11 protein-coding genes are annotated in these 13,894 nt (G+C 64.5%); 3 read left to right on the forward strand and 8 right to left on the reverse strand.

Annotated features, from left to right (window positions below):
* From Q8N40_RS05015 to Q8N40_RS05035, 5 genes are all read right to left on the reverse strand, one after another.
* Positions 1–391: branched-chain amino acid ABC transporter permease (locus tag Q8N40_RS05015; protein ID WP_371135618.1), on the reverse strand; the 391-nt coding region annotated here is incomplete at its 3' end.
* 225 nt (positions 392–616) lie between these two features.
* Positions 617–1,822, reverse strand: coding sequence for an ABC transporter substrate-binding protein (locus Q8N40_RS05020; RefSeq protein WP_305711035.1), 1,206 nt, complete (start codon positions 1,820–1,822; stop codon positions 617–619).
* Positions 1,823–1,849: 27 nt separating this feature from the next.
* On the reverse strand, positions 1,850–2,434 hold the full coding sequence (locus tag Q8N40_RS05025; protein WP_305711036.1) for an amino acid synthesis family protein: 585 nt from the start codon (positions 2,432–2,434) through the stop codon (positions 1,850–1,852).
* 27 nt (positions 2,435–2,461) lie between these two features.
* Positions 2,462–3,382, reverse strand: a complete 921-nt coding sequence (locus tag Q8N40_RS05030) for a UPF0280 family protein (RefSeq protein WP_305711037.1) — start codon at positions 3,380–3,382, stop codon at positions 2,462–2,464.
* Complete coding sequence (locus Q8N40_RS05035) at positions 3,379–4,836, reverse strand: 6-hydroxynicotinate reductase (protein ID WP_305711038.1); 1,458 nt, start codon at positions 4,834–4,836, stop codon at positions 3,379–3,381. The genes Q8N40_RS05030 and Q8N40_RS05035 overlap by 4 nt, the downstream gene beginning before the upstream one ends.
* 338 nt (positions 4,837–5,174) lie before the next feature.
* On the opposite strand from Q8N40_RS05035, the gene Q8N40_RS05040 reads away from it, so the two are divergent.
* The 3 genes from Q8N40_RS05040 to pncB all read left to right on the forward strand — a co-directional run bounded on the left by Q8N40_RS05040 (position 5,175) and on the right by pncB (position 10,580).
* Positions 5,175–5,657: a (2Fe-2S)-binding protein gene (locus Q8N40_RS05040; protein WP_305321217.1), complete on the forward strand. Its 483-nt coding sequence runs from the start codon at positions 5,175–5,177 to the stop codon at positions 5,655–5,657.
* Positions 5,657–9,214 (forward strand): molybdopterin cofactor-binding domain-containing protein, encoded by a 3,558-nt coding sequence (locus tag Q8N40_RS05045; protein ID WP_305711039.1) that lies wholly within the window; start codon positions 5,657–5,659, stop codon positions 9,212–9,214. Before Q8N40_RS05040 ends, Q8N40_RS05045 begins: the two co-directional genes overlap by 1 nt.
* A 61-nt stretch (positions 9,215–9,275) precedes the next feature.
* On the forward strand, positions 9,276–10,580 hold the full coding sequence (gene pncB / locus Q8N40_RS05050; protein WP_305711040.1) for a nicotinate phosphoribosyltransferase: 1,305 nt from the start codon (positions 9,276–9,278) through the stop codon (positions 10,578–10,580).
* Positions 10,581–10,604: 24 nt separating this feature from the next.
* On the opposite strand, the gene Q8N40_RS05055 is transcribed toward pncB, so the two are convergent.
* The 3 genes from Q8N40_RS05055 to Q8N40_RS05065 form a co-directional block, all read right to left on the reverse strand.
* On the reverse strand, positions 10,605–11,672 hold the full coding sequence (locus Q8N40_RS05055) for a YeiH family protein (protein ID WP_370870905.1): 1,068 nt from the start codon (positions 11,670–11,672) through the stop codon (positions 10,605–10,607).
* A 131-nt stretch (positions 11,673–11,803) separates the two neighbouring features.
* Positions 11,804–12,025: a hypothetical protein gene (locus tag Q8N40_RS05060; RefSeq protein WP_305321214.1), complete on the reverse strand. Its 222-nt coding sequence runs from the start codon at positions 12,023–12,025 to the stop codon at positions 11,804–11,806.
* Between the two features lie 254 nt (positions 12,026–12,279).
* Complete coding sequence (locus Q8N40_RS05065; RefSeq protein ID WP_305711041.1) at positions 12,280–13,878, reverse strand: isochorismatase family protein; 1,599 nt, start codon at positions 13,876–13,878, stop codon at positions 12,280–12,282.
* Positions 13,879–13,894 lie beyond the last annotated feature (16 nt).

A 13,894-nucleotide genomic window follows, 5' to 3' on the forward strand; every position in this document is an offset into this window, starting at 1 on the left:
CCTTGAAGCCGGGCGCGCGGCGACCGAGCAGATCGTTCGGTCCCCAGATCATCACCACCAGATCCTGCACCATCAGGGTCAGCCCGAAGGTCGCCAGCAACTGGAACAGTTCGGGCGCGTGATAGATCCGCCGCAGCAGCACCATCTCGACGAGAACGCCGACCACCGCCACGACCAGCGATGCCAGCACAATGCCGGCCCAGAACCCGAGTGCGCCGGAAAAGCGTTCCGTCAGCGTGAACGCAACATAAGCGCCGAGCATGTAGAAGGCGCCATGGGCGAAATTGACGATCCGCGTCACGCCGAAAATGATCGACAGCCCCGACGCCACCAGGAACAGCGACGCCGCGCTGGCAAGACCGGTCAGGAACTGGACGAAGTAAAAGGCCATGGGCGGTCCGGGTCAGCGCATTTTTGTTCGGTGGCTTTCATCTCTCGAGACGCGCCAGAGCGCGCTGCCCAGGATGAGGTCTCTTCACCTCTCCCGCTTGCGGGGGCGGTCGCCGTGCGCAGCACGGCGGGTGGGGGAATTCTATCGGCGAGCCGAATTCGTTGAGAGGCCCCCACCCCGACCCTCCCCCGCAAGAGCGGGAGAGGGCGAAGAAGAAGAAAGTCCTCAGTCCTTCGGGCGCATCTTCGAAACTTCGGCGTCGCTCGGCAGATAATCCTTGCCGTTGCGATAGACGGAATTCACCATGATGCCCTTACCGTCCTTCACCGCGGTCTTGCCGACGTAAGCGCCGAGTGTCGACTGGTGATCGATCTTGCGGAAGGTGATCTCGCCGAACGGTGACGGCATCGACAATCCCTCGGCCGCGGCGATCATCTTCTCCGGATCGTCGGAATTGGCCTTGGCCAGGATGGCCGCGGCCGCCTTGATGGTCTGATATCCGACGATCGAGCCGAGCCTCGGGTAATCGTTGAACTTGGCCTGATAGGCTTTTGCAAATTTGTCGTGGTCAGGGGTCTTGATGTCGTACCAGGGATAGCCCGTCACGATCCAGCCTTCCGGCGTTTCTTCCTTGAGCGGGTCGAGATATTCCGGCTCCCCGGTGAGGAAGGAGACCACCGCGCGGTTCTTGAACAGGCCGCGGGTGTTGCCTTCGCGCACGAACTTGATCAGGTCGGCGCCGAAAGTAACGTTGAGGATGGCTTCCGGATTGGCGGCGGCGACAGCCTGCACCACCGGGCCGGCGTCGATCTTGCCCTGCGGCGGCCACTGCTCATCGACCCACTGAATGTCGGGGCGCTTTTCCGACATCAGTTTCTTGAAGACCGCCACCGCGGACTGGCCATACTCATAGTTCGGCGCAATCGTCGCCCAGCGTTTGGCCGGCAGCTTGGCCGCCTCTTCCACCAGCATCGCCGCCTGCATGTAGTTGGAAGGACGGAGGCGGAAGGTATAGCGGTTGCCCTTCGACCAGGTGATGGCGTCGGTCAGCGGCTCGGCGGCGAGGAAGAACACCTTCTTCTGGTTGGCGAAGTCGGAGACGGCCAGACCGATGTTGGACAGGAACGTGCCCGTCAGCATCACCACCTTTTCGCTCGACACCAGCTCGTTGGCGGCGGTCGTGGCGTCGGCGGGCTTGCCGCCGTCATCCTTGGAGACGACCAAGAGCTTCTTGCCGTTGATGCCCCCGGCGGCATTGACTTCCTCGAGCGCCAGCTGCCAGCCCTTGCGATAGGGCTCGGTGAACGCCGGCAACATCGAGTAGCTGTTGATTTCGCCGATCTTGATCTCGCCGCTCTGGGCCAAAGCGGACTGCGCCATGCCCGCGACCATGATCGCCAATCCCGCGCCTAACAAATATCTGCGTCGCATCCCTTAACCCTCCACTGTGAGAAAAGATTACCGTAGACCGTCTTCGCCCTTGACTTCCGCGACCGTCAATCCGCCGACCCGCGGCAGGGGCCTGCCAGAGTCGGTGACCGCGACCGCGACCATGATCTCGTTGGCACGCGGCGCGTCGTTGATCATGACTTCCATGCCGTCGAAATGGCTGCGCACGAACGCCGCGTCCTTGTGGCCGAGCGGAATGTCCAGCGTCGTGCCGGGCCCGCCGCGCTTCTTCGAGGACGGAATCAGCGCCGCCCCCTTGCCCAGCACCTTGCGCACCGGCGCACCCATCTTGGGATGCAGGATCGCCGCAGCGTGTTCGAGCTCGCCGTTCTCGCCGACCGCCGCCGCCTTGCCGTAACTTTGCGCCGTGGCGCCATCAATGCCGAGTGCGGCAACGGCCTTTTTCGACAGCAGTTCGCCGAGCTCCTCGCCAATCGCAATCAGGGGCGAGAGATCTTCGACGTAGCGGCCGGCAAAGGGATTCTCGATCACGGCAATCGCCGCGGCGCGCCGGGTCGGCGGCGAGACGGTTCGGCCCATTTCCAGAAAGGTCTCCTCGACCACGGTGACGATCTTGCGAATGACCGCGCTCATTGCATCTGGCCTCGTTCTCGAACTCGCCTACGCATGCATCAACCTTTCCATCGCGTCCACCGCGCTCGCAGGGGCCGTTGCGTGCGATCCCGCCGGTTCGACCAGGTCCGTCGACACCACGAGAGTCTCGCCATGCAAGCGCAATATGGCGCCGTCGATCAACCCCATCGCGAGCAGCCTGCGCGCACACGCCGCACCGGCTTCTAGCGCCGCCGCAATCTCGTACCCCGACAAGTTGCCGACGTCGCGGGTGACAGGCCGCGCACCGAGGTCGCTGTCGGGCTGCAAATCCTGCGCCGGGCAGCGGGTGACGGCGGGATGTCCCGGCAGATCGACGGCATTGGCGATGATGGTAGCGGCGGCGTCGGCCTGGGACGCGGTCCGCGCCAGGACGGTTACCGCATCGGCAATCCCGAGCGAGAAACTGCGGCCGTGGCGTCCCGAAGTCGCAATCCCCCGCGAGGGATCATCGGCATCGATGGAAATCGTTCGCAACGTTCCCAAGGCGTCCGGCCGATCCATCAGGCCGACCGAAAAACGTTCGCCGTCGGCGAGATGCAAAGCGATGTCGCCGCCATTGTTGACATAGCCGCGCTCAAGGCGCGCCGCACCGGTCATCGCAGCCAAAATCTCCTCGGCGACGGAGCCCGCGACCGCCGCCATCGGCGTAATGAAATGTGCGCCGGCAAACGGCGCCACCGCCGCATGCATGCGGCGCGCGACCACGCCTTGCAGCAGGCACCGTTCCGGATCGGCCGCCTGCCGCAGCAGCGGCAGCTCGCCGCAGAGTTCGTCGAGCAAGCCGGCGAAGCGTCGCACTGCCGCGTCATAGGCGACGCGGCTGTCGGCCTCGCTGCCGACAGCCTCCACGATCAGGTCGATCGGACCGTCCTGCAAATGCAGCCGCCTGCCATCCGCCAGCCACCGGATCTGCGGAACGCGCGTCATGGGCGCGGCTCTCCATTGGATTGCAGCGAAGGCATCGCGCGCGTTTCCGTGCTGTCCTTCAATGAAGTCAGCGGCCGCACGTGGTCCATATGGCCGCCGAGCGCGGCATAATCCGAGAGTTTCAGGGTAAACTCGATCGGCGCCACCAATGCGGGTGTCGGAACATAGCCGAAGGCCCCGGCCGGCAATCGCGTGACATCCACCATGAAGGTGATGCCGCCGCCGGGCCAGACATAGACCGGCGCGCCGCCGCTGGTGACCCGTGTCAGCGCATCCTTGACCGATCGCGTCAGCCGCACCGGATTGTCGGTGACCCCTGCGCGCAGCGAGCCGCCCGCCCCGCCCATGAACAGCACGGTGCACAGCGCCGGCTCGCAATTCTCCTGGATCCGTTCGACCGACAGCTGCAAATCCATCGGCATCAGCTTCTCAACTGGCTTCAGCGTCGCGTCGAGTTCGTAATAGGCGGCGTGCTCGCCTGTGGTGGAAACCATCAGCATGGTCATGCCCGGGCGCGCCTTCTTCGCATCGAACGGACCGAGCACCGATAACGGATCGGAGATCTTGGTGCCGCCCCAGCCGGTGCCGGGCTCGGCGACTTGAAAATAACGGCCCGGCGTCGAGCGCCGCCCCTTCATCTTGATGCCGCTGTCGGGGATATCCAGCACCTTGCCGGCCTGGTGTTCACTGAGCACGCCGGTGATGTGGTCGTCGACCACGACGACTTCATCGACCTTGCCGTGCCATTGCTTGGCGAACATGCCGATGGTCGCCGAGCCGCATCCCACCCGCATGCGCTCTTCCGGCACGCCATTGACGATCGGCGGATAGCCGGCCTGCACCACCACGGTGGCGCCGCCGTCGATCGTGAGTTCGACAGGCTTGCAGTTGCTGAGGTCCATCAGCGCGTCGCAGGTGACCCGGCCTTCCTTTTTCGAACCGCCGGTGAGGTGGTGCACGCCGCCCAGCGACAGCATCTGCGAGCCGTATTCGCTCGTGGTGACGTGGCCGATCGCTTCGCCCTGTGCGCGGACCGTCGCCGTCTCCGGACCGAGGTAGCGGTCGGTGTCGATCTTCACCTTGACGCCGCAATAGCTGAAGATGCCTTCGGTCACCACGGTGACCATGTCGACGCCGTCGACCTCCGAGGAGACGATGAAGGGCGCGGGCTTGTAGTCGGGGTAAGTGGTGCCGGCGCCGATCGCGGTGACGAAGACATCGGGCTCGTGAACCAGCTTGCCGTCCCAGTCGCCGCCGGCCTGGAACGGCACCAGTCGCCCGCCATGCGACACCGTTCGTTCCAGCACGATGTGGGGATCGACCCGAACCAGCTCGCCATTGTGATTGGCATAGCGATCGCACGCGCCTGCCGCACCGGGCTTGATGTAGCACATGACCGGACAAGCATCGCAGCGGATCTTGTCGTCGGCAGCGCTGGTCGGTTCAGTCAGCATGAACAAGCTCTCGAAGCCAGCGTCAAACTGTCGGAGATCAGGTGCGGCATATCGTCAACGGAGTTGCGGCAGCGATCCTGTCGTGTCTCTCGCCGTCCGGCATCTTGTTCGTATACGAACAATGTTGCGCGCGCCGCCGAAAGCTGTCAAGCGCCTGCGCATGCGAAAACCACCGCTGCCGACAAAAACCGCAGCTTGCCTCGCCGTCTTGTTCATAAACCGGACAACGGATTTGACCGGATGACGGTGCGCTTGCACGTTTGTATGCAAACGGTATCTTTGCCTCGGCTTTCAAGGCGATGTTTTTGCAGCGCAACCGTTGCAGCGGGACCACTGACATGATGCAGAGCACGATCCGCCTGACGGTCAACGGCCGGATCCACGAAGTCGGTGCTGCGCCCGATACCGCGCTGCTTTATGTCCTGCGCAACGACCTCGAACTGAACGGGCCGAAGTACGGCTGCGGGCTAGGCGAATGCGGCGCCTGCGCCGTGCTGATCGATGGTGTTGCGGCGCGATCCTGCGTGATCCCGATCGAGGGCTGCGTCGGGCGCGACATCGTGACGCTCGAAGGTCTCGGCTCGCGCGACCGTCCCGATCCGGTGCAGCAGGCCTTCATCGCCGAACAGGCCGCGCAATGCGGCTATTGCCTCAACGGCATGATCATCAGCACCAAGGCGCTGCTCAATCGCACGCCTGATCCTTCCGAGGCCGAGGTGACGGAAGCGCTGCGCTATCATTTATGCCGGTGCGGCGCGCATATCGAAATCATGCGCGCGGCAATGCGGGCGGCCGGTCACGTCACCGAGGCGGCGGACTGATGACGGATCCGGATGCTCCGATGAATGGTCTGCCCGGATCCTTGTCGGTGGTTCGGCCCGCAGGCTCCGGCGCGAGCGGCGGCTTCGAAACGTTCATAAAAATCACGGCAGACGGTTCAGTCACGGCCTTCAACGGCCATGTCGACCTCGGCACCGGCATTCGCACCGCGCTCGGGCAGATCGTCGCCGAGGAGCTCGATGTGTCATTTGCCCGTGTTGTTGTCGTGCTGGGCGATACCACTCTCGTTCCCAATCAGGGCGCGACTATCGCCAGCGAGACCATCCAGATCACGGCGGTGCCGCTGCGCAAGGCGGCGGCGCAGGCGCGGCATTTCCTGGTGGCGCGCGCCGCCGAGCGGCTGGGACTTGCGATCGAGGATCTCACCATCGAGGATGGATTGATCCGCGGCAGGGATAACCGCAGCGTCTCCTACGGCGAATTGATATCCGGCGAGACCATCCGCCTCGAACTTGCCGACGACGTCGCGGTGAAAGCCGTCGGCACCTACAGCATCGTCGGGCAGTCGGTGCCACGCACGGACCTGCCGGCGAAGGCGACCGGCGAGTTGGTCTATGTCCACGACGTGCGCGTGCCCCTGATGCTGCACGGCCGCGTGGTGCGTCCGCCCTATGCCGGCGTCGATGTCGGCGCGTTCGTCGGCACCAGCCTGATTGCCGTCGATGAAGCGTCGGTTCGCGATATCGCGGGACTGATGGCGGTAGTGCGAATCGGCGATTTCGTCGGCGTGGTCGCCGAACGCGAGGAGAACGCAATCAAGGCCGCTGCCCAGCTCAAGGTGAGCTGGAAGCCGACCCCAACGCTGCCTGACCTGAAAGACATCGAGAAAGCGCTGCGCGCCAATCCATCGGCGCCTCGCGTGCTGATCGACAAGGGCGATGTCGATATGGCGATTGCTTCCGCCATCAAGCCGATGCAACGCACCTACATCTGGCCGTACCAGATGCACGGCTCGATCGGTCCATCCTGCGCGGTCGCGGACTACAAGGACGGCCACATCCGGGTGTGGTCCGGCACACAAAACCCACACATCCTGCGAACCGATTTGGCGCTCCTGCTGCAAAAGCCGGACAGCGAGATCGACGTGATCCGGCTGGAGGCCGCCGGCTGCTACGGCCGCAACTGCGCCGACGACGTGACTGCCGACGCGGTGCTGCTGTCGCGCGCGGTCGGCCGCCCGGTGCGGGTGCAACTGACCCGCGAGCAGGAGCACGCCTGGGAGCCCAAGGGCACCGCGCAACTGATGGACGTCAATGGCGGGCTGAACGCCGACGGCGGCGTCGCCGGCTACGATTTCGCCACGCGCTATCCATCGAACGGTGCGCCGACACTGGCGCTGCTGCTGACGGGTGCCGTCGCGCCGGTCCCGGCGGTATTCGAAATGGGCGATCGCACCGCGATTCCGCCCTACGATTACGACGCCATGCGGGTGGTGGCGCACGACATGCCGCCGATCGTGCGGGCATCATGGTTTCGCGGTGTCTCGGCGCTGCCAAATACCTTCGCCCATGAATCCTACATCGACGAACTCGCCACCGAAGCCGGCGTCGATCCGATCGAATACCGGCTGCGCTATCTCAAAGACAAGCGCGCAATCGACCTGGTCAACGCCGTTGCCGAACGGGCTGGCTGGCCCCCTCGTCCGGTCTGGAAAGAAGCTGAAGCCGAAGGCGATATCGTGCGCGGGCGCGGTTTTGCCTATGCGCTCTATGTCCACAGCAAGTTTCCGGGATATGGCGCGGCGTGGTCGGCCTGGATCGCCGACGTCGCCGTCAACAAGGTCACCGGCGATGTCAGCGTCACCCGCGTGGTGGCCGGGCAGGACTCCGGGTTGATGATCAATCCGGACGGCGTGCGCCACCAGATCCATGGCAATGTGATCCAGTCGACCAGCCGCGCGCTGATGGAAGAAGTCTCGTTCGACCGCCATGCGGTGACGGCGCGCGAATGGGGCGCCTACCCCATCATCAAATTCCCCGACGTGCCCAAAATCGACGTGTTGATGCTGCCGCGGCAGGACCAGCCGCCGCTCGGCGTCGGCGAATCCGCTTCGGTGCCGAGCGCCGCCGCCATCGCCAACGCCATTTTCGACGCGACCGGCGTGCGCTTTCGCGAACTGCCATTCACGCCGGAGCGCATCCTGGCGGGATTACGCGGCGGGCAGAATGTAGCGCCAGCCCCGATGCCGCTGGCGCCGCCGCAACCGCCCGCTGATATCAACCGATGGAAAAATCCGTTTGCCGGACGGCGCGGCACTTTGGCGACAGCCGCGGCATTATGTGTTGCCGTGGTCGGCGTCGCTACGGCAGTGCTGCCATGGCGGGCGATCGCGCCGATCGCGCGGCCGGACCCGTCGACCTATTCGGCCGCCACCATCGCGCGCGGTCAACAACTCGCCGCGCTCGGCGACTGCGCGGTCTGCCACACCGTGGTGAACGGCGTCGTCAATGCCGGCGGCCGGGCGATCGAAACGCCGTTCGGCACCATCTATGCCACCAACATCACGCCCGATGTCGAGACCGGGATCGGCGCGTGGTCGTACCCCGCCTTCGAGCGCGCAATGCGCGAGGGCATCCATCGCGACGGAAGGCATCTCTATCCGGCGTTTCCCTATACCCACTTTGCCAGGACCAGCGATGCCGACCTGCAGGCGCTCTATGCGTACCTGATGGCGCAGCCGGCGGTGCGCGCCGAGACGCCGGAGACCAGACTGGCGTTTCCCTTCAACTGGCGGCCGTTGATGGCGGGATGGAACGCGCTGTTCCATCGACCCGGCACCTTCCAGCCGGACGCGACGAAATCAGCGACATGGAATCGGGGCGCCTATCTGGTTGAGGGCCTCGGCCATTGCGGCGCCTGCCATTCGCCGCGCAACGCGCTGGGCGCGGAAAAGCCAGGCGCCTATCTCGCTGGCGGTTTTGCCGAGGGCTGGGAGGCGCCGCCGCTGACGTCGCTGTCGCAGGCGCCGATCCCGTGGAGCGAAGACGAGCTCTATGCCTATTTGCGGACCGGCGAATCCCGCCTGCACGGCGTGGCCGCGGGGCCGATGGCGCCCGTGGTGAAGGAACTCGCCGCCCTGCCCAACCAGGACATCCGCGCCATGGCGGTTTATCTCGCGTCCTTTAACGAGGCTGCGACCAGCCAAGCGGCGCAGGCCGCGCTCGCCGCCCGGCTGGAAAAGGCGACGCTTTCCAGGATGGCCTCCTCATCGCCGCTCGGCGCGCGGCTCTATGAAGGCGCCTGCGCGGTGTGCCATGCGGTCGGCGGCGCGCCGCTGTTCGGCAGCCGGCCGTCGCTGGCGCTGAACAGCAATCTGCACAGCACGGTCCCCGATAATCTGATCCAGGTGATCCTGCACGGCATCGCAACACCCGCGACCGGCGACCTCGGCTACATGCCGGCCTTCAAGGACAGCATGAATGACGACCAGCTTGCCGAGCTGGTGACCTTCCTGAGGCAGCAATTTGCGCCGGAAAAGCCCGTCTGGACCGGGGTTCGGGCAGCCGTCAGCCAGGCCAGGCTGCGGATTTCGCGCTGAGCTGCCATGCCGGGCCGAAACGGTACTGGTTGCGGGGCTCCCGGCGGGCTAGGGTTCCCCTATGGCAGTTACCGACATTGCATCCCGAACCTACAATCATGGCTGGCGGCTCGATCCGATCGTGCGCAGCCTGCTCGATACCGATTTCTACAAGCTGCTGATGCTGCAGATGATCCGGGAATTTTATCCGGACCAGCAAGTCACCTTTTCGGTGATCAATCGCAGCCGCCACGTCCGGCTTGGCGAAATCATCGACGAGCAGGAATTGCGCGCCCAGCTCGATCATGCCCGCTCGATCCGCTTCGCCAAGAAGGAGCTGATCTGGCTCGCCGGTAATACGTTCTACGGCAAGACCCAGATGTTCTCGCCCGATTTCATCAACTGGCTGGCGGCATTCCGGCTGCCCGAATACGAACTGCGCAAGGTCGACGGCCAGTACGAACTGCACTTCCATGGGCCCTGGACCCACACCACGATGTGGGAGATTCCGGCGCTCGCCATCCTCAACGAGTTGCGCTCGCGCCAGGCGATGAAAGGCCAAGGCCGCTTCGCCCTCGACGTGCTCTATGCCCGCGCCAAGGCCAAGCTGTGGACCAAGGTCGAGCGCCTGCAAAAACTGGACGGCTTGCGGCTGTCCGATTTCGGAACGCGGCGGCGCCACGGCTTCCTGTGGCAGCGCTGGTGCGTCGAGGCGGTCAAGGAAGGCCTGGGATCGTCCTTCACCGGCACCTCGAACGTGCTGCTGGCGATGGACAACGACCTCGAGGCCATCGGCACCAACGCCCATGAATTGCCGATGGTCGCGGCGGCGCTGGCTGACAATGATGACGAATTGCGCTGGGCGCCGTACCGGATTCTCGATCAGTGGCGCCATACCTATGGCGGCAATCTGCTGATCGCCCTGCCCGATGCCTTCGGCACCAAATCGTTCCTGCGCGATGCGCCGGAATGGGTGGCCGACTGGACCGGCTTTCGACCGGACAGCGCGCCGCCGATCGCCGCCGGCGAGGAAATCATCAAATGGTGGAAAGAGAAGGGCCGCGATCCCAGGGAGAAGCTCCTGGTATTCTCCGACGCCATGGACGTCGGATCGATCGAGGAAACCCATCGTCATTTCGCCGGCCGCGTCAGGGTCAGCTTTGGCTGGGGCACCAACCTGACCAATGATTTCACCGGCTGCGCGCCCGACGGTTCGGCCAACCTCGATCCGATCTCGATCGTCTGCAAGGTGACCTCGGTCGACGGCAGGCCGGCGGTGAAACTCTCGGACAATCCGGAAAAGGCCACCGGCAACGCGCCGGAAATCGAGCGCTATCTGCGGGTGTTCGGCAGCGCCGGTCGCGTGCGGAGTCCGGTTCTGGTGTGATCGCTGGGAGCGAGCAGCGCCGGTTTACGCAATGTAGCGAACCAGGCCAAGGCTGGCGACAATCAGAAACAACAAGGACAGCGTCACCGCCGCGGTGACCCTGCCGCCGACCCGGCCGATCACGCGCAGGTCGACGCCAAGGCCAAGTGCGGCCATCGACATGATGGTCAGAACGTTGGCGACCTTCCGGATCGGGAAGATCGCCGCTTCCGGCAACAGCGACAACGAGCGGAATGTCGCCAGCACGAAGAACGCCACGATGAACCACGGCACGGTCTGCAAGAATTTCGTCCGCCACGAACCGTCCGGCGTTCGATCGCCGCGGAGGCTTCGTCCAAATACCGCGATGCATGCGACCAGCGGGCCGAGCATCATCACCCTGATCAATTTGACCAGCGTGCCGATTTGCGTGCTGACAACGCCCGCCGGCACTGTCGCAGCGAGCACCTGCGGAACGGCATAGACCGTCATCCCCGCCAGAATGCCGTATTGCGTTTCCGTCAACTGCAGCAGCGGAATCAGCAGCGGCAAACCCAGCACAACGATGACGCCCAGCACCGCGGTGAACGAAATCGACGAGGCGACATCGTCCCTGCTGGCGCCGATCACCGGGGCGACCGCGGCGATGGCCGAATTGCCGCAGATCGAGTTGCCGCAGGCGACCAGGATCGAAAGACGAACCGGCAGACCGAGCGTCCGACCGATGCCATAGGTGACCGCGAGCGAGAGAATGACCAGCACTGCGACCGAAGTCACCAGGGCAAGGCCGGAGGCGCCGATCGCGGCAAAGGTCAGGGACGCCCCGAGCAGCGCGACCGCAACCTCCAGCATTTGCTTGGCGCTGAAGGCGATCCCGGCATGCCATCGGGGACCCGGCTCCCAAACCGAGCGAATGGCGGTGCCGAGCAGAATGGCGATCACGATGGCTTCGATGTAGGGGTGCCCGAGGAGGCGCTGTTCGACGGCCTGAATTGCCACCGAGGCAACCGTGACCAGGGCGCAGAGCGTTATCCCCCAGAGCAGGGGGACGGCCTTTCGGATCGTTCCGGCGGGGGGCCTGACTTCGTCCGGGGAATCGAACCGATTTGGCACGCGACATCCTTCGAGGAGAAGGAATTATGCGTCAAGCCGGCCTGAATAGACAATATCAATTGCGAAAGGCGCGGATGAAAAAACTTTGCCTCTCAACGGGGCGATCGCGTTCGTTGAGCTTGATCGCACCGTTAGCGCGTGAACGTGTGCTTCACATCGGCCGAGGCGCCGACTTCGAAAGCAGGCGCCGCCGGATAGGAGATGATCCGGACCGACACGATAACGACGACAAGCAGCCAGAACGCGTATTGGCCGACGCGGCCCAGCATCGCAGATGCAGCCGTTGCCGTCTCGGGCTGACCACCCGCGGCATCCGGCAGCACCTGACCATAAGCGTCGAACTTCTCGGTCAACATCGCGGTTCCGGCATCATTCCCATGACAATTTATGTTTATGTCGCAAGACCTGCCGTCAAAACAATGGTCGGAACTTTCAATGTTCGGCCGGGAACGGAAGCTTTGTCTTGTTTATGGCCGCCGGAAGATGGTTTTGATATCCCGGTCCGGGATTCCGGTTCCGGTCCGTCGATTGCTCAACAATGCGAGGCGGTATCGCCGTTGCAAAAAACGACGGCCAAAGACCAGAAGCGAGCTCTCCTGCCACCTGATCACGACAAGGCAGCAATCAGATCGTCGGCGCGGGTCACCATCGCCACGTTCTGGATCGCGTAGTTCACCGCGGCGATGTGCCACTCCGCGTTCATCGTCGAACAGCAATCCTCCGGCACGATCATGTAGAATCCCTTGTCGGCGCCGGTGCGGGCGGTATGTTCGATCGACATGTTGGTCCAGGCGCCGGTGACGATGACGAAGTCGCGCCCTGCCGCCTTCAGCATCGCCTCCAGCCGCGTGCCTTCCCAGGCACTCATCCGCATCTTCTCCACCACCTGGTCGCCGGCGTGCGGCTCCAGCCCCGGCACCGGCGCGGCGCCCCAGGTGCCGCGCACCATGGCCTTGGCATCGATCAACCCCTCGAACAGCGGCGCGTTCGCCGTCACGCCGGGCGCGCCCGGCTCGACCACGAACCATACGTGAATCACCATGACACCGCGGGCACGCGCGGCTTCCGCCAGCCGCTTCGCATTGGCGATGGCGTTCTGCTCGCGGCAATGCGCCGGCGAGCCGGACGAGGCGAAGGCGCCGCCGTCCATCACTACATCGTTCTGCATGTCCTGGATGATGATCGCGCAGCGCGTGGGATCGACCGAGTAGCCCGGCTCGGCGAGCTTTGCGCCAGACCGGCTGACCGTCGCTACCGCTGCCGGCGCCGGCTGCACCGCTGCCGGTGCGTGTTGGCCGGTTCGCATATAGGGCTCGGCGCGCGGCCCGACCTTCACCGGCACGGCATAGACCGAATGAGTCGCCGTAATATAAAGCGTGCGCCAATCCGGCCCGCCCCAAGTCAGGTTGCTCACCAGTTCGGGAAGCCGCAGCTTGCCGATCAAGCGGCCGTCCGGCGCATAGACCCAGATTCCACCCGGCGCAGAAAGCCAGACATTGCCGAGCGCGTCGCATTTCATGCCGTCCGGCACGCCGGGCTCGGTGGCTGAAACGATGTTGGATGCGAACACCCGGCCGTTGCCGAGGCCGCCAAGCGCATCGACGTCGAACACGCGGATCAGGTGCTTGACGGTGTCGTTGACGTAGAGCCGCGTCTCGTCTGGCGAAAAGCACAGCCCGTTCGGCTGATCGAACAGATAGCGGTCGACCAGCAATTGCGGCGCACCGCCGCCGGGCGGCACGCGATAGACGCCCTGGAAGCCGAGCTGGCGCGGCCGCTCGACGCCGAAGACCGGCATTCGGCCGTACCACGGGTCGGAGAAATAAATCGCGCCGTCGGATTTGACGCAGACGTCGTTCGGCGAATTCAGCTCCTGCCCGTCGAAATGCGACGCCACGATCTCACGCCGACCGTCGGGGCGCTCGCGGACCAGCGTTGAGGTCGCGTGCTCGCAGACGATCAGGTTCAGCTCGGCATCGTAGGTCATGCCGTTGCACTTGTTGGCGGGTCGCATCGCCTCGCGAATGCCCTGCCCGTCGAAACGGCGGCGCACATCGCCCGGCATGTCCGAGAACAGGAGATCCTGCGCCTTGGGGTGCCAGATCGGGCCTTCCGTGAACTGGAATCCGGTGCCGACCTGCCGGACCGGCGCCCACAGATCGATCAGTTCGGCGAAAGATGGCCGCAACGCAATATGCGTGGTCATCGCTAATCTCCGCTAG

The sequence above is a fragment of the Bradyrhizobium sp. genome (assembly GCF_030693485.1).
In the GTDB taxonomy this organism is placed as follows: domain Bacteria; phylum Pseudomonadota; class Alphaproteobacteria; order Rhizobiales; family Xanthobacteraceae; genus Bradyrhizobium.